The organism is Rhodopirellula sp. P2, assembly GCF_028768465.1.
Taxonomy (GTDB): Bacteria; Planctomycetota; Planctomycetia; order Pirellulales; family Pirellulaceae; genus Rhodopirellula.
Genome location: NZ_CP118225.1, coordinates 1,389,068 through 1,406,873, shown reverse-complemented (window position 1 = coordinate 1,406,873; position 17,806 = coordinate 1,389,068). Strand labels below are relative to the sequence as shown.

General features: G+C 57.4%; 7 protein-coding genes. 3 read left to right on the top strand and 4 right to left on the bottom strand.

Going from position 1 to position 17,806, the window contains the following annotated elements; genetic code table 11:
• Positions 1-4: 4 nt before the first annotated feature.
• Positions 5-5,485: a cadherin domain-containing protein gene (locus tag PSR62_RS04940; RefSeq protein ID WP_274406703.1), complete on the bottom strand. Its 5,481-nt coding sequence runs from the start codon at positions 5,483-5,485 to the stop codon at positions 5-7.
• A gap of 589 nt (positions 5,486-6,074) precedes the next feature.
• On the opposite strand from PSR62_RS04940, the gene PSR62_RS04935 reads away from it, so the two are divergent.
• Entirely contained in the window at positions 6,075-7,232 is a 1,158-nt protein-coding gene (locus PSR62_RS04935) for a S1C family serine protease (RefSeq protein ID WP_274408169.1), read from the top strand.
• Here the strand turns inward: PSR62_RS04935 and PSR62_RS04930 are convergent.
• The 3 genes from PSR62_RS04930 to PSR62_RS04920 are packed head-to-tail and all read right to left on the bottom strand — an operon-like array spanning position 7,210 to position 11,275.
• On the bottom strand, positions 7,210-8,499 hold the full coding sequence (locus PSR62_RS04930) for an ABC transporter permease (protein ID WP_274406702.1): 1,290 nt from the start codon (positions 8,497-8,499) through the stop codon (positions 7,210-7,212). The genes PSR62_RS04935 and PSR62_RS04930 overlap by 23 nt on opposite strands.
• An 8-nt stretch (positions 8,500-8,507) precedes the next feature.
• Entirely contained in the window at positions 8,508-10,070 is a 1,563-nt protein-coding gene (locus tag PSR62_RS04925; RefSeq protein WP_274406701.1) for a sugar ABC transporter ATP-binding protein, read from the bottom strand.
• Positions 10,067-11,275: a TlpA disulfide reductase family protein gene (locus tag PSR62_RS04920; RefSeq protein WP_274406700.1), complete on the bottom strand. Its 1,209-nt coding sequence runs from the start codon at positions 11,273-11,275 to the stop codon at positions 10,067-10,069. Before PSR62_RS04920 ends, PSR62_RS04925 begins: the two co-directional genes overlap by 4 nt.
• Positions 11,276-11,824: 549 nt before the next feature.
• Here PSR62_RS04920 and PSR62_RS04915 point away from each other — a divergent pair.
• Together PSR62_RS04915 and PSR62_RS04910 are read left to right on the top strand one after the other, a co-directional pair.
• Positions 11,825-14,845, top strand: coding sequence for a secretin N-terminal domain-containing protein (locus PSR62_RS04915; RefSeq protein WP_443217397.1), 3,021 nt, complete (start codon positions 11,825-11,827; stop codon positions 14,843-14,845).
• Entirely contained in the window at positions 14,845-17,766 is a 2,922-nt protein-coding gene (locus PSR62_RS04910) for an MMPL family transporter (RefSeq protein WP_274406699.1), read from the top strand. Before PSR62_RS04915 ends, PSR62_RS04910 begins: the two co-directional genes overlap by 1 nt.
• Positions 17,767-17,806: the final 40 nt, after the last annotated feature.

Sequence of the window (17,806 nt, the reverse complement as noted above, 5' to 3'; positions counted from 1 at the left end):
TCCATTAAAACAGTGTCGGTGTATTCAGTTCCGCTGCCAACACCTCGTCCACCGCGTCTTCCCGACGCAAGAAATCATCGACCGAAGTCTCGACTGCGATGGGTTCAGCCCCCGCGACAGCCTGAGCAGCTTCGTTGGCCATGCGATTGATCTCGTTGATCACGAGCAGCGCATCGAGCGAAGTGACTTCCCCGTTACCGGAAACATCCAGGAAACCTGGGAACGATCCCATGCTGCCGGGATCCAAAGCCCCCGGACCATTGGTTTGCAGGTAGTTGATGATCCGCAGTGCATCCAGCGGCGCGACGGATTGGTTGGAATCGACATCATATCGATTGCGACCATTTTGGAATGGTGTGGTGCCCATCGCAACGGTCAAGGTGAACTGAACGTCCGTTGCCAATGGCCGAGGGCCGAACTCCAACGCACGAGCGGTCAAATGATAGACGCCGGTGTCCAGTGGCCTCGGAGTCCCCGTCAACGTCTGCGTTTCGATGTCGTACTTCATCCAACTCGGCAAGGTGCCTGACTCACCGAAGATGCGGATCGAGAAGTTGCCGCCTTCCGGATCGCTGACCATGTTGTCGGGCAACTGGATTTCCAGGTACTGGCCGCTGACCAACGCTCGGTCTTGGAAGGTCGCATTGGCGAGCGGCATGTCAAACACGGGTGGCTCGTTGACGTTGTTGACCTGGACCGTGAGAGTCCGATCCGTCGACGCAGTGCCGTCGTCCGCACGAACCACCAACGTCAGCGGAGGCGCGCCCGGTACATCCGCATCAAAGACCGCGTTGGGACGAACGCGAAGCAAACGCGAATTGGGATCCAAATCGAAGTTGCCAAATCCGGTGCCGCCAACCAATTGCGTGGTGACCACATCCCCATCGGGATCCGTCACACCAATCCGGCCAACAATCACCCACCCGTCACTCGAACTGGGAGCACCGTTGGGATAGGGCACTTCCGAAACCACCACACGCTCGGTGGTGATGCTGGGACTTTCGTTCCGGTTGAGGACTTCCACCAGCAAGCTTGCGGTGACGGGAAGGACGGAGTTGTCCACGGTGTCCGTGATCCGGAACGTCAATTGATGAACCGCTTGATCCTCGTAATCCAATTCCACGCCGGAGGCGATTCGCAACGTTCCTGTTCCCGCTTCCGCACCGGTCCCAGCAACAAATTCAAACAGGGAGTTCGAAGGCCCATCCAGCCATTCAATGCTGTGATCTTGAGGACGCTGTTCAGGATCCACCAACGTCAAGATTTGATCGGCGGAAGGAACGCTGCCCTCATTGAACTGCACCACCGTGGGCTGCAACTTCGGTGATTCATTCACATCCAACAAGGAAATCTGAATGTTCACCGTTTCCGCCAGTGGTGGGCTCCCGTTGTCGCTGACACGAAGCCTCAACGTCATGTTCGGGAACGACTCAAAGTCCAATTCAGCACCTGGCAACAACCGCACAGCACCTTCTTGTGTGACCCGAAGGAAGTTGGCCGCGCTTCCGCCAACGACATCAAAGTGATGCGTCTGGCCTTCATCGGGATCGTTGACTTCCAAACGGAACAGTTCACCGGTCGCGGCTTCTGGCAACGCGAACTGAGTCTGTGAAATCGTCGGCCGATCGTTCTCGTTGAGAACCAAGATCAGCTGTTCGACGATATTCTCGGCTGGAATCGCGGCGTCATCGCTGACGCGAACCAACAACCTTCGCTGCGTGTTGTTTTCGAAATCCAAGCTGCCGGCATTCAACAACGTCACCACCCCGGTCACCGGGTCAACGCTGAAATCATTCTGAGCTTCGCCACCGACCAACTCAAAGGACAGCTGTTGGTTGTAGGCGATGTCCGGATCAAACGCTTGGATCCGTCCAATCGCAGAACCCGCCGGCACGTCTTCGGTGACCACCAAAGGCGTGTCCTGCACGACAGGCGCCTCGTTGATATCACGCAGCGAAATCGTGATGCGATTGGTTGTTTTTGCACCGGCGGCATCGGTGATTCGCATCGTGATGATTCGATTGGGATCGGTCTCGAAATCCAGGTCAGCTTCGCCGGTAACGGTCAAGTTGCCCGTTCCTGAATCAACGACCAATCCTGCTGAATTCCCACCGATGATTTCGTACAGCAGTGGCACGCCGCCATCGACCGGCTGATCCGCATCATCGGCTTGCTGAACCATGATCTCGGTTCCAACTGGCAAATTCTCATCAACCAAGATCACTTGGTCGGAGGTTCTGGGAAGTGTGTTGACACGGAACACATCTTCAAACACATGGTTCTCAAAGCGTGACACGGTGAAAGGATGTTCGGCGGTGCCGAGCAAGGCGGTCGCCCCGCTTCCGGTTTGAACCTGCAAGTCATAGTTGCCCTCAAACAACGAACGCAATTCATAGATGCCGTCCTGATCGGTTTCCGTGGACGCTTCGCTTTGCACGTAGGTCAATCGATCAAAGGCACCAAACGTTGTCCCACCGGTGATTGTGGTGTCCGAGTAGGCTTCGACACGAACAATCTCATCGGAGGGCACCGACAAGCTCACCGTTTCGCGGCGACCGTTGACCAACACACCACTGACAGCGGTGGCGATCAACTCACCGTCGGCGTTGTAGGCGTCCAGACGCCCATAAGAAACCAGTGAGGTAAAGGCACTGCCGAGCGCATCGATGGACACGGATTTGACGGGGCGATAGAAATCAAACCGCAAGCGATTGAAGGTCGAGAACTGCTGAAAACCACCGTCGCTGAAGACGCGGTTGCCGCTGATCCGGCCACTCAAGTACTGGCGTTCGGCCAACACAGGCGTGTTCGAGAAAAAGCTCCCACTCGTGCTGGTGATCGTGACTCCCGGGTACTCGTTGGTCAGCACATACGTCAGGTCCTGGACCGTTGGGTCCAGCGGATCAAACGGTGGGACCACATCATCCGGTTCCACGACGAATGTCAAATCGTCCAAGCGGTCGTTGCCGTTGGTGTCAGCAAAGACCGTGATGCCCTGACCGGGCAACCTCAAATCCGCCGGGGCCCCGTTTGCGATGGCGCCCGCGGAGGGTGCCAACAAAATCTGCCCGCGAACACCGCCCACGAAGTTGCTTTCTCCAATGTGGTTGAGCAACCGGTCCGCGAGCGCAGGCTGCGAAACCGAGGACGCCAGCAGTTCATGCTTGCCGCCCGTTTCAAAATCAATCGCTGATCCATCGGCGGCATCAACCGGTGTTCCGAAAACCCAATCTTCCGCGGACGAACCAATGGAATCCCCCAGTCGTCCGACGTAACCGTATCCATCGGCTTCCACCACCGTTCCGCCTGGTGGCAACACATAACTGCGTGATGTCGAACTGATGTTCTCCGCAAACAGAATCGGTGCGTAAGCGAAGTTGTCACCAAAGACATAGTCTTGGATCGAGACCGCATCCAGCACGTGCCAAGTCGACAACAAACCACCTTCGTCCGCTCGTTGGTCATCATCCGTGTCAATGTCATCCCCCAGCGCTGGTGGGACATCGGTTTGAATCAAGAAGTAGCCGCGATTGTCAAAGGTCCGAAACAAGGAACCGTTGTTGGACTCATCCGAATAAATCCCATCGGGTAGCCCCAAGAAACCGGATTGATCGCTTTCCAGAACTCGCGAACCAAACGCGGCTTCGTAGGTGTTGCCTTCCTGCAGCAGAACCAGGAAACCATTGGCCCCAAAGGTTTGTCCGGACAGGTCGATGATGGTTTCGACGGATCCTTCGTTGGAGTTGTCTTCCGAAATCGCGATGAAATACGTCCCGTTGGCCAATCGCTCGTTCGGTGTGCCTCGCAGTTCGATGTACTGATCGTTGAGATTGCTGAAGTCCGCGGTGAAACCAGCGTCGATCATCAATTCATTGATCACTGGCTGATTCAGATCCACCGACAACACAGGAGGCAACACACGCACCCCCACACTTTTCAGCGGCAGATCGCCCCACGCGGGATCCGACACGTCACGGTCAACCGAAATCTCAAGATCGATGTTGGTGATCACGTTGACTGAATTGTCAGAGTCCGGTGACACCAACACCCGACGGACTTGGTCCCAATCATCCGGCGTGAAAACAAGCTGGTTGGTTTCCAATGTCACACCAGGGTTGCTTCCGCCAGGCGCCGAAACCGCCAGGTTGAAAACGACGTCCGCCTCCGGACGCCGGTTCAAGGTCACTTCCACCACGTCGGGACCAATGGCACCGCCGACCACCGTCAGCCCTTCTTGGCCCAAGGCTCCCACCCCGGATTCCGGGTTGCTCGGACGAACTCGAAATCCGATCACGTCCTGTGTGATCCCAAATTCCAAACCGGCAACGGTTTGGAATTCTGTCACTTCCACATACTGAGAGTTGTTGCCCGTCGTCGGACGAGTCAGCGCCACAGGCTTGATCGGTTGACTGACGAAAAATGAATCGGTCACCTCCCCCGTGTCGACATCCACCAAAATGGTCGAAACCAAATTGGTGTCATCGGCGTCGAACATGGTCACGTAGGTGCTGCCCGCCGGCAGTCCTGCTGTGAGATCCGAACCAGCCAAACTCATCGTGAACGTGTCAACGCTTCGCGACGAATAGGACAGCGTTTGGCCGTTTCCGAACAAGTCAAATGCAAAGAACTCATTGTCCGTGTCGTCGAATCCAATCAACCTTCGATTGACAGGATCAAACGTGATGTCCGCGACCGATGCCAGCCCCGAACGTCCCCCACCGATCAAAGTCGCTTTGGCCGTGTTCACATCCAACCGCGCCAGACGACGCAATGAATTGTCACCACCACCTCGCACCAAGGTGTAGACACTGTCCGTCACTGCGTCGTAAGCCACCCCGCCGACGATGTCGACGTTGGTGGTGCCCAAGCGAGTGATCTCACCGTTGCTGGGGTTGATTCGAAACACCTCGTTGGCACGGGTGTCCACTGCCAGCAGATCACCGTCATTGATTCGGGTGATGCCGTCGAGCCGACTGACGATGGGTTGACCAAGCAACTCCACCACACGTTTGTTGTCGACCTCGTTCGTTCCAAACTGGAACGCTTGCGAAGCGCGAACATTCACTCCCGATTCATCCGTCACGGTTTCCAACAAACCAAACGAAGCTTGCGGGGCGGTTTGAACCAAGCCCTGTCCCGGCAACACACGAACGTGGTATTCCCCCGCTGGTAACTGCGAGAACGAGAAGATCCCTGCGGAGTCCGTCAGGACTGATTCCTCGCCTTCATCCATGAGTCCATTGACGTTCTCATCCAAGTAAACACGCACGTCGGCAGCACCGTCTTCGGTGGCCTGTTGCATGCTGTCTTGGTTGAGATCCAAAAACACTTCGCCACTGATCGCCGCCAACAGATGACGGCTTTCCAGCGTCTCCATTCGGCTGCGTCGCCGCCTGGAACGTTTCTGACTTTCGGAACGAATGCGAGCTTTCTTCGCTTCGGTGCGGGACAGAGAAGGTCGAGCTTTCCAAGTGGTGCGTTTCATGTTGAGACCAGCCGTTCACGTGCGATGAATCCCCTAATCAAGGGATTAGATAATGCTCCTCAGAATAAATGTCCGACCCCCATCAAACAACACAGAACACCCCGTTAACCCAAAAGACCGGAACAATCGCTCCCATTCGCCCTTCGAAATGAGCAAACCGGAACGAAATCGCGTTCGGATTGGTCGGTTTCTGGCAGTTATGCGTCAGCGTTTCAGCAAACGAAAGCTGGTCCGGCGACTTGGACGATGCGTAGAATCGCCCCGCTCTTCAACCGCCGACTTGGTTGGCTGGCGTCCGGGGCACCCCCGTTCCTCATCGTTCCCATTCCGCGTCCGGACGTTCGCCAACGTGATCCATCTCCAACGTGACGAATGCAGTCGTGTCTCGATTCACGGCACCCCCTTTCCGATCGCTGACGGAATTCCGATGAGCCTCTCCTTCAGAACAACCGCTCGAACCGCAACGCTGATGTTGCTGGCTTTGTTGTCTGGAGTTCACCATAGCCCGCTGGCTTCTGCCCAAGACGGTGCCCCCGAACGCAATGTCATCGGCAGTGGCTCTCGCTTGGAAGGACCTCGCTCGGGAGCCATGCTGCCCACGTCGGACCAACTCGACGTGGCACGGGATCGCTTGTTCGATGAACTGGCCGAAGAAGTGGAACACTTTGACCGGTTAGGCAACTTGGTCCGCCGGGTCAGTCACTTGGTCAAACCAAGTGTGATCCACATCGAGGCTCACAAGACACAGGGCAGCGGAGCGACCGCCGAGTCGTTTGATGAAGCTGGCAGCGGTGTCGTTCTCGACGTCGCTGGGGAATCTTGGGTGTTGACCAATCGTCACGTCATCAAAGGCGCTGCGGCCGATCAAATCGTGATGCGAACCAGTGATGGCCGGCGTTGGGTTCCGGAAAAGATCTTGATGGATCCCAACACCGATGTCGCGGTCATGAAACTGTCCCCTTCCATCGCGGGAATCGAATCGGCCGAACGAGATTCCATCCGTCGTGGGACCAGCTCGTTTGCCAAGATGCCACCGGCAGCTCGATTGGCCAACAGCGACCAAGTTCAAATTGGCGACTTCGTGATCGCGATTGGCAGCCCGTTTGGACTCAGCCACTCGGTCACCTTCGGAATCCTCAGTGCCAAAGGGCGTCGTGATTTGTCACTCGGCGACGAGCGAATCGACCTGCAGGATTTCTTCCAGACCGATGCGGCCATCAACCCGGGCAACAGCGGTGGCCCCCTGCTGAACCTGCGGGGGGAAGTGATTGCACTCAACACCGCCATCGCCAGCAGCAGTGGCGGCAGTGAGGGAATTGGATTCGCCATCCCGATCAACATGGCCGCTCGGGTGGCCCAGGAATTGATCGTTCACGGTCGCCTTCGCCGCGGGTACCTCGGTGTCACGTTGGATCCCAACTTCGCCGCTGCCGATCTGTCACCCGCCTCGGGGATCTATGCCTCGATGAAGATCACCCCCGACTTCGAATCGCGATTGGGTTCGCAAGAAGAAATCAAGCTCGGTGGGGCTCGGGTGAAGGACATCCGTCCCGGTTCACCAGCGGAATTGGCCCACCTGCAACGTGGCGACATCATCCTGCAGTTTGATTCCATCAACGTGGAAGACGACGATCACTTGGTGGCCTTGGCTGGCATGGCACAACCGGAACAACGTCCGATCTCGATGGTCATCCTTCGCGATGGCAAACGCTATCGCACCGAAGTCACGCTGACGTTCCAACCTTGATCGCCGATTTCCACAATTGGTAGCGTCGCCAAATCTCATCGAACAGCACGCTGGCCAACAGCGCGCCACCGATGATGACCATCTCCCACTGCTGCTCAATGCCCAAGACCACAATGGCTTTGTAGAGGCAACGCATCACCGCCGCACCTGCGATCACGCCGAACACGGCGCCGCGACCACCACGCAGCGAGCACCCGCCCAGCACCGCGGCCGCGATCGCGTAAAGCTCGTAGAAATTGCCGCTCGAACCGGGTTGCACCGAGTTCCACTCCAACAGAAACAGAATCCCCGCGAGTGCCGCCAGCAACCCGCTGACCACATACGCCATCACGATCAAACGCTCGGTGCGAATGCCACTGAAGCGGGCCGCCTCTTCATTTTCGCCGACGGCCAAGAGATGGCGACCGGCGACGCTGTGTTCCAGAAACACCCAGGCCACAAACGCGACCAGGATCAACAGAACGCCTGTGAAAGGGAATGCGATCCAAGTCCACTCGGACCACGACTCCGATGCGCCCGATAACTTCGCGACCAACGGCAGTGGGAATTCAAAGACGTTTCCGGTCACGGTCGCTTTGAAGTCGGCCAGCGCGCTGCCCAATCCGACTTGATCGTCCCCCGTCCAAACGCGTGCCAATCCGCGATACACGAGCAACCCACACAGGGTCACCACAAAGGGTTGCAAGTGAGCCCGTGTCACAAGCAACCCGTGCAGGGCGCCGATCAACGCCCCCGCCAGCAACACCAGTCCGCACGCGAGCAATGGATTGGTGTAGCGGATGCGTTCCATCGACACCGCGGTTCCAGGCTGCAACGAACGCACCGGGTTCCCGGTCGTCAACCAAACGTTGCCGTCTTCGGTGACTTCGCCAGTCAGGTAAACCTTCGACTCGCTGAATGCACCCGCGTAAACCATCCGGTCGCCGGCGCGGATCGGATCCATGACCGCGTCCATGCGAAGACGCGTGTCACCTTCCTCCGGTCGCTCGATCTCCACGATGCTCCCGACCGACTCGTAGCGTTCATACCGCACGTCGATGACCTGAACCATCATCACCCCGCACAGAGCGATCAACGATCCAATCGACAGATCGATGCCGCCGGTGATGATCACCATCGCCACACCAATCGAGATCAACCCGTACAAACTGGTGTCACGGATCAGCGTCTTCAAGTTGGCGGCGGCAACAAAGTTGCCCTCCAACCAAGTGGCGACGACCACAATCGCGATCAGCAACGCGAAGATGCCAAAATTCTTGCCACGCATTCTAACTTTTAACCTTGAGCTGGCTGACTGGAACGAGCTGGTGGATTGGAATCGGAGGTGGGTTCACGCTTGGCCACTGCGAGACGCATGATGGCCTCCTCGGTCAGTTCCGACCTTGTCAATTCTCCCGCGACGCAACCATCGGAGATGACCATCACTCGATCGGCAATCGCGAACACCTCTTCCATTTCACTGCTGACCACCAACACCCCCATGCCTTGGCTCGCCAACTGATCGATCACTTCGTAGATCTCCGATTTTGCGCCAATGTCGACGCCTCGTGTTGGTTCGTCGAGCATCAAGACCTTCACATCGCCCGCCAACCACTTCGCCAAAGCCACCTTTTGCTGGTTTCCACCGGACAAAGAAGCGATTTCAATTTCTTGCGAAGCCGTCTTCACGCGCAGCCGATCGATCAATTCCGCCGCTGTCGCCCGTTCCGCCTTGCGACTGCGAAACACACCTTCCTGGGCCATCCAGACAATGTTCGCGTTGTCTCCAACACTGGACTGAATCAACAGCCCGGTTCGTTTCCGGTCCTCCGGCACCAGCGCCAACCCAGCTGCGATCGCATCATCCACGCCGCCTTTCAGCGGTTGGGAATCCACCAAGATCTCACCGCCAAATCGTTCACGAACGCCAAAGATCGTTTCGACAATTTCGGTCCGACCGGCTCCGACCAACCCCACCAGGGCGACCACTTCGCCGCCAAGAACCTGCAGATCGACGGGCGGTGCCGCGCTCGAACCGACCTTCAATCCAGAGACCGTCAGTCGCGGCTCAAGACATTCTTTGGGGGCCCCGTGAGAACGTCGTGTGAGATCACGCCCCACCATCGCCCGAACCATCGCGTCGTGTGTGATGTCCTGCTTCCGCAGCGTTTCAACGTGTTCCCCATCACGCAGCACCTCGACTCGATCCGCCAAGCGGATGATCTCATGCAAGCGATGCGAGATATACAGAATCGCAACCCCCTCTTCCCGCAGACGCTCGATCAATTCGAACAACCGCAACGATTCCTCTTCACTGAGGCTGCTGGTGGGTTCATCCATGATGACCACGCGAGCGTTGGTCGACAAAGCTCGCGCGATTTCGATCAACTGCTTCGAGGCAATCGGCAGCGGCCCCACGGGAGCATCAGGAGACACCGACAACCCAACGCGTTCGAGCCAAAGCGACGCGGTGCGACGCAGTTCCGCTCGGTCAAGCAAACCAAACCGAGAGGGCTCGCGGCCGAGAAACAAATTCTCGGCGACACTCAGATTGTCATGCAGATTCAATTCTTGATGAATCAACGCGATGCCAGCGTCAATGGCATCGCGGGGACCGGACCAAGTGAGCACTTGATCGTCCAATTCAATCTGCCCTTGATCCGGCGAGAGGATCCCGGCCAGCACCTTCATCAAGGTACTCTTGCCGGCACCATTTTCACCAATGACCGCAACGGCTTGTCCCCCCGCCACTTCCATCGACACATTCGACAGAGCTTGGGTGGAGCCAAACCGTTTGCTGATCCCCGACAACCGTAAACGAGACGGTTGAACGGAACTGCCCGACAGATCCTGACTCACTCACCTTTTTCCGGCGAGTCTTCTTTTGCGTCCGCTGGCTCTTCAGCGGTGGCACCCTGGCCGGCAAGCTCTTGGAGTTCTTCGAGCATGCCTTCCATGCGTTCCTTCTGACGGCCTTCGGATTTCTCGATGGCTTTCTTTTGAGCCTCCATCGCCGCGTCGAATCGCTCCAACGATGCGTTCATCTGAGCGACCAGAACATGCATCAAAGGTTGGATTTGCGGGTTCGCACCTTCGATTTCAGCATTCAGGGCAACCAGCGTTTCATCCGCCAACTTGCCAACCTCCGCTCCCTGCTGGATCGATGACATCAACCCGTAGGAGAACTGCGCCATGGCCTGTGGGTTGCCCTTGGCTTCTTTCAGTTGACCACGGAAGTATGCCAGCACGTCTTCGGAGAGGTCGCCGGAATCCAAACGCAAACCGTATTTGAACTGAGTCAATTGCTGACGAACCGATTGGCTCATCTCGTCGTCGGCACCATCGAACTCTTCCAGCACTTTGTCGATGACTTTGATCGCGTCGTCGAAGTTCCCTTCCCCGGCCAAACGATTGACCTTTTGCATCGCTTCTTCCAAGCGTTCCTGGCGAGCCATTTGTTCTTTGAACGCATCCCGGTCCCAAGTGCCTTCGATGACCTGTTCCAAGGGCTCGTCGATGCTCATGGGGTGACCGATCCATTCAATCACACCGGTCTTGCCAACCAAGAAGGCGGCAGGAATCCCATTTTGATTCGCGGCACGCATGTAGTCGTCGGTGGACGAACCATCGGGATCGACGGTCAACGTGTACGCCGAGGTCAGTTCGGCAAACGTGACGCCTTCCTTGCCAGGGTAGTCACGTTCCAAAATGCCTTGGACTGTTTCCAGGTCTTCGTCGGAGATGCTGACGATCTGAACGCCCTGATCGCGGTAACGCTCTTGCAACTCGACCAAGTGAGGCATGCTTTGGATGCAAGGTCCACACCACGTCGCCCAAAACTCGACCACGTAAATCTTGCCTTCTTCAAATTTGGTGACGGGACCAAATTTGCCGAGCTCTTCGTGGATGTAATGCTCAATGTCGAGTGCTGGTGCTTTCGATCCAATGGTCAACGTTGGTTCGGCTTGAGCCGCAACGCCACCGGTCAAGAAAGCAACTCCACAGGCAGCACCCAACAGGGTTTTACGTGTCCACGCGACGGGAAGCGAAAAAAAGCGGGTCATTGAAAACAACTCTGCGTTTGGTTGGTGAAAGAAGGAAATCGACCGAGCAGTGCTCGACACAACGGCTGACAAAAATCAGTTTGACAAAAACACTCGCCCTGTTCGATCCAAAGCAGCCTCAGCGGCGACCTCTCGCGGGACAATGCAACAGCAACCATCCGGTGGAGTGCAATACGAATACTGTAGTGAACCAAACCTCGAAATGTTCATCGCGGCGAATACAGCGACACTGTGTTGCCCAATTTTGAAACGACTCCCGTTCGAAATCGCCCCGACAAACCAACGGGCAGATTGAAATTTCGAGAGAGGCCCATTCTCGGCGATTTTCACTGCAATCGACATACCCCCACAAGGCAGCCAGGGATTTTCCCCGAATCTCGCCATCGCTTTTGGCCCGACCGGGGTGTTTTCATTGTATTGCCAGAGGGGTTCGTCCATAATGGCCACTTGGGTGATTCAACCGCCTTCGTTGCATCCTGACGTCACCTCTCGTCCCCTCATCCCTCAAAAGCGATCGCACTCGTGCTGTATCCACGCCCTCGTTGCCCGATGGGATTCACCGGTCGTCTGGGACCTTCCCCCTTGGTTCTCCGTCCTGCCACCGGCATTCTCCTAGCGTTGTTTCTGTCGTCGTCCTTGCTCGCCCAGGGACCCACGGTGATCCGAACCGCGGATGGAAAAACAATCGTCACGGGTGGCCCTCAACCAAGTCCGGGCGGACGCCCGCCCGGCGCCCCACCACCGGGGGCCAAACCAGACGGCAAAGAGAAAGAGAAGAAAGAGGGCCAAGACGGCGAGGGCAAACCACCCGAATCAGCCGCTCCCAAAGTCATTCGTCGTGACAGCATCGACGCCAAGGCATCTGACCCCAACGAACTCAAAGCGACCGTGGGCGACGACGGCAAAGTTGGGTTCCGATTCCGCAACCAAGGCTGGGTCGACTTGGTCCGTTGGTTGTCCGACATCTCCGAGCAACCCATCGACTGGCAAGAACTCCCCGGCGACACCGTCAACTTGATCAGCCCGGATCGCTTGACCGTTGCCGACACGGCGGACTTGATCAACCGTCACTTGCTCGCCCGCGGCTACACGATGCTGGACCTGGAAGGTGGCATTGCGATTGTCAAAACCGACGCCGTCAACCCGGGCATGGTTCGGCGAGTGGAAGTCAGCGAACTGAACGAACTTGAAGACCACCGCTACGTGCGCACCATGCTGGATGCCGGTTGGCTGTCCGCCGAAAAGCTTTCCGAAGAACTCAAGGCCATGCTCAGCAGCGCGGGCAAAATCATCCCGCTGGCAACCACCAATCGCATCGAGGTGATGGACGTTGCCGTGAACCTGCGGCAAGTTGCTCACCTGCTCGCCGAAGAACGTGACGCGGCCAGTCGTGACGCCTTGGCACCGGAATTTCGTCTGCGGCACATCCCGGCCGAAGAAGCCAAGAGCATGCTCGAACAATTTCTCGGCGTGGAAAAAAAGGAATCCGCGCCGATGTCGCAGCAACAAATGCAAATGATGCAGCGAATGCAACAGATGCAGCAACAACAGGGCAAGAAGGGCGGCGAAACAAAAGGCGATGTTGAAATCTCGATCGTTGCCAACACACGCCAGAACTCGGTGCTCATTCGCGCGCCGCTTGACCGGGTGGCCATCGCCGCGGAATTCATCAAACGCATCGACGTCCCCGGCGGATCGCTCCGCAGCCTCACCGATGCCACCTCCCGGGTCGATGTCTTTCGCTTGGTGTCGCTGGATCCTGAAAAGCTGATCGAAATCGCTCAGGAAATGAACGTGCTCGAACCCACCACACGAATCCGAGTCGACAAGGAAAACGCAGCGGTCATCGTTTCCGGCTCCGCTGCGGACCGCTTCATCATCAAATCACTGATCGAACGACTCGATGGTGGCAAACGGCGTCTGGAAGTTTTGCAACTGCGTCGCTTGGGCGCGGCCGAAGTCGCAGAATCAATCGCGTTCTTGATGGGCCAGGAACTCGAAGACGAAGACAACAATTCGCGTTCGCGATACAGCTACTATGGCTGGGGCGGCAACAACGATGAGGACGAAAAAGAAAAGGACAAGTTCCGAGTCACAGCCAATGTCGCCTACCGACAAGTCTTGCTGTGGGCCAATGAAAACGAAATGGAAGAGGTTCGGTCCCTGCTGATCAAACTCGGCGAACTGCCTCCGCCCGGCGGCAGCGAACGAACGATGCGAGTCATCGAAGCGTCGGCGACTCCCGAAACGTTGGAATACCTCCAGCGTTTGCAAACACGCTGGCAACAACTGTCAGGAACCGAATTGGTTCTGCCCGATGCCGAAGAATTCAAGGATCCGATTGCAGCCATTGGAGAAGAACGGGAAGCGGACGGAGAGTCCGAAGACAAAGACGACGAATCCGACGATGAAGCCGAGGAGGCTCCCGCAGTCATCCTGCCACCTGAATCAGAACTCACGCAGGTCAAACCAGCCACCGAAAAGTTGACTTGGGTCCATGCGATTTCGGATGACACCCCAACAGCTGACACGCCAACAGCTGACACGCCGTCCGCCAAGGCATCGCCTGCCGCCACCGACTCGACCGCAACGACAACCACCGTTGCGACAGAGACAGCCTCCTCCAAACCCAAGATCGAAATCAAATTGGACCCGGCCGGCAATTTGATCCTCCGCAGTGACGACACCGAGGCACTGGATCGATTGGAGGAACTGATGCTTCAGGTCACTCCACCACGTCGGCCCTACCATGTGTTCCGCATTCGCTATGCGTCCGTGTCCTTTGTGGCCCTCGATTTGGAAGACTACTTCGCCGAAGATGATCAAGACAAGGACGACGATGCCGATCGCTTCTATCGCTACTTCTTCAACGACAACGAATCCGACAAGAAAGGCCCGACGGGACTGGGCGCTTCGGGGAAACTCAAGTTTGTTCCCAACTCGGACACGGGAACCTTGATCGTCACCGGCGCCACCGGCCAACAACTGCAAACGATTGAAGAACTGATTCGATTGTGGGACGTCCCCGAACCCGTGAACCCTCGAAAAGTTCGTTTCACAAAATTGATTCCGATTCAGTACGGCAGCGCCGCAAAAATTGCGGAGACGGTCAAAGACGCGTACCGCGATTTGCTCAGCAGCAACGACAAAGCCTTCCAGGGTGGCGGCGGTGGCAAACGGGGGGGCGCACAAAATGCCAGCAATCGCGAAAGCGGGTCAGGCTTGGAAGACAGCGAAAGCGGGAAAGACGGCGGAGGCCAGGATTTCTCCTTCAATGGCAAGCTTTCCATGGGAGTCGACGAGATCGGCAACACCTTGCTGATCAGCGCCGAAGGTGAGTCGCTGCTTGACTTGATCGCCGAGATGGTCGACAAGTTGGACGTTGCCGCGAAACCGGGAGGCGACGTTGAGATCATCAATCTCAGCGGAGGAGTCTCGGCGGAAGCCGTCCAGCAAGCACTGGCGGCTTTCGGAGTCGAATCGGAAACGCGTCCTTCCGGGGATCGTTCTTCGAATGATCGTCGACGCGACAACAATGACTCCCCGCGTCGCCGTCCCTCTCGCGATTAATGAAAACCAGCGCCACCCAACGATTCTCTCGACAGGTCATCGCACATGCTCATTGGATCGTCTTGGGCTGGGTCGTCTTCGCCATCTTCTGCAAAACGTTTTCACCTTCCTGGAAACAGGTGGCGCTCGATGGCGACTTTGAATACCTGCCCGCCACCCAAACCAGCGTCGCGGGAGGGCAGTTGCTTGACGAAGCCTTCTTGGGCACTCGCGCTCGCAGCCAAATGGTGGTCACCCTTTCACGTGCCGACCAAGACCTGACCAAGACCGATCGCCTGATCGGTCTGGACTTGATTCGCCGCCTGTATCACCGCTTGGGCGAAGTCGCCTGGCAACGCGCCCTGCAGCTGCACGAAAACGGCGAAGAGAAAACCGCCGAACGGTGGTGGAACGTTGCCCTTCAGGCTCTCGATCAAGCGATTGAAATCGATTCGCAGTTCTACGAATCACTCGGTGATCGCGTTCCCGAAACCTCGCCGACTCCCTACGAACCACGACTGGCCATCGCCTACTGGGATCGAGGCAACCTGCTCGGTTTGCAAATGGTGAATCAACCAGCCGTTGCCCCGAATCCTCCCGAACCCACCCCCCCCAAGGGTCCCGAGCAATCGGAGGATGAAACCAGTTCGATCTCCGAAAACACGGCTCGTGTCGCTGAAGACCTCGAAGCCGCCTTGGTCCTGGACTCGGACCTGCCGATGTCAGTGCTGCCGATTTCCAAGCGGCCACTGAAGGACTGGGAACCGCTGCTGGACATCTACAGCTGGGAAGACCGCACGCTTGGCTCGCAGCTCAAAACCCCACGCGCCCGACTGGCGGTGCTGACTCTTTCCAGCGAACTGGCGGCCACCGGCAACATCGAACTGCTGGAACAACTGCAGGAGATCGTGGATCAAACGATCGCCTACAGCCACGCTTACTTGACCGACGAGGAACGAGCCAAATCAGGATCGCCTGAACTGCTTGTCACCGGCTCAGCCGCGATCGGTGGACAAACGCTTTCCGCCGCTCGTTCCGCAATTCAGTACACCGAGTGGTTCACGGTGGTGATGATTCTGTTGCTGCTGGCCATCGTGTACCGAGCCCCATTGCTGGTCGCTGTGCCACTGTTTTCAATCGCCGTCGCGGTGATGGTCTCAACCGCCGCGGTCACATTTCTCACACAAGTCTCGCAAGCCGGTTGGGTGCCCGGACTGGACGTGCAGATCTACACGACCAGCCGCATCTTTGTGGTCGTGATTCTGTTTGGTGCCGGCACGGACTACTGCCTGTTCTTGATCGCTCGTCTGCGAGAAGAAGCCGCTCAATCGCCCTGGCCCGTTGCCTGCCGAAAGGCACTCACGCAGGTCAGCGGCGCCCTCATCGGCAGCGCGATGACGACAATCGTTGGCTTGGGCATGCTCTGGTTTGCCGACTTTGGAAAATTCCATCACACCGGTCCGATCATCGCCGTGTGTTTGTCGATCGGGTTGCTCGTTTGCATGACCCTGACCCCCGCGTGCCTGTGCTTGCTGGGCCCCAAGGTCTTTTGGCCGACATCAGCTGGCCAAGTCAGTCGAGAACCGCGAATTCAGTTGATCGGCAATCGCAGCGTCAACGACAAAGAAAGCTCGCCCGGCGACTGGCTGTGGAACTGGATGGCAATCCAACTCACACGTCGACCGATGGTGACGCTCTTGATCGGACTGGCATTGTTGCTGCCGCCGGCTTGGGTTGGTTTCCAAAACGAACGCACCGTCACCTACGACATCAGTGGCCAGTTGCCTGCTTCGGCGAGCACCCGCCAAGGCATGCGGGTGCTCGATCGTGAGTTTGGCATCGGGCAACTCGCCCCGATCTCCGTGCTGATGCTGTCCGAAAAACCGATGCAGGAAGCACAGCAAAAAGAAACCCTGCAAACCATCACGCAGGCTCTCTATCAAACCGAAGGTGTCTCCGCCGTCCGGCACCGCAACGACCCGCTGGGGGACTTCCCTCCCGATCGCGAAATGAGTTTGCTCAGCAGTGAAGCGTGGCGACGTCGAGCCCTTCAAAACCACCGTTTGACTCAGCTTCACTTTGTGTCGTCCATGCCGGAGTACGCCGATCGGCTGATCCGACTGGACGTGATCATTCACGAGGACCCGTTCAGTGAATCCGCTGGCAACGATCTCAAACAGATCGAAGACACCATCGCGAAGCAGACCGCCGCACTCGCTCAAGCAGGGCTCAAGATCGACGCCTACTATGCGGGTACAACCCCGTCCATCGTGGACCTCCGCGAAGTCACGCTTTCGGACACGTTCCGGATCAAGCTCGCGGTGATCGCCGCCGTGTTCGTGGTCCTGGTTTTGGTGATTCGCCGGGTGGCATTGTCGATCTACTTGATCGGGACGGTTTTGCTCAGCTACTACACCACGCTGGGGCTGACATACCTGTTCTTTCGTTTTTTGCACGGACCGACCTTTCCCGGGTTGGACTGGAAACTGCCAATCTTCCTGTTCGTGATCCTGGTGGCCGTGGGGCAGGATTACAACGTTTACTTGGTCACCCGGATCCTGGAAGAGAAACGTAAACTCGGTTCACTCGCCGCAGTCCGCCGCGCGGTGGCTCGGACCGGTGGGATCATCACTGCCTGCGGCTTGGTGATGGCGGCCACGTTCATCAGCATGACGGCGTCGTCCTGGTGGCCCTGGATCACCCACAGCCTGGCTTCCCTGAGTGGTGCCCCGGCCGCGTCCCTCGGCGTCCCAGTCGCCAGCCAGCCGACCACGCTGCGAGGGATCACCGAACTCGGATTCGCACTCGGTCTCGGGGTCCTGCTGGACACCCTTTATGTGCGAACCGTGCTCGTGCCCAGCTTTGTCGTGCTTCATGACCGGTGGCGAAAATCGTCGTCTTCCCAACGTTTTCAAAGGCCAAACGGGTCCGCAACCGATTGAAAAAGGCTCGTCTTCCGAGAAACCGCCCCGGGGCGTTATC